Source organism: Pantoea sp. Fr+CA_20 (assembly GCF_024520835.1).
In the GTDB taxonomy this organism is placed as follows: Bacteria; Pseudomonadota; Gammaproteobacteria; order Enterobacterales; family Enterobacteriaceae; genus Pantoea; species Pantoea allii.
Map to the genome: position 1 here is coordinate 1 of NZ_JALNPN010000061.1, position 345 is coordinate 345.

General features: G+C 52.8%; 1 rRNA gene. It reads left to right on the top strand.

Annotated features, from left to right (window positions below):
• Positions 1 to 345: ribosomal RNA gene (locus tag NR177_RS23810) — 23S ribosomal RNA — on the top strand; the annotation flags it as partial.

Genomic DNA, 345 nt, shown 5'->3' on the forward strand with positions numbered 1-345 from the left:
GTTGTTGGGTAGGGGAGCGTTCTGTAAGCCGTCGAAGGTGTGCTGTGAGGCATGCTGGAGGTATCAGAAGTGCGAATGCTGACATAAGTAACGATAAACAAGGTGAAAAACCTTGTCGCCGGAAGACCAAGGGTTCCTGTTCAACGTTAATCGGAGCAGGGTGAGTCGACCCCTAAGGCGAGGCCGAAAGGCGTAGTCGATGGGAAACAGGTTAATATTCCTGTACTTGGTGTTACTGCGAAGGGGGGACGGAGAAGGCTATATCAGCCGGGCGACGGTTGTCCCGGTTTAAGCGTGTAGGTGTGTGTTCCAGGCAAATCCGGTTCACTTTACACTGAGGCGTGA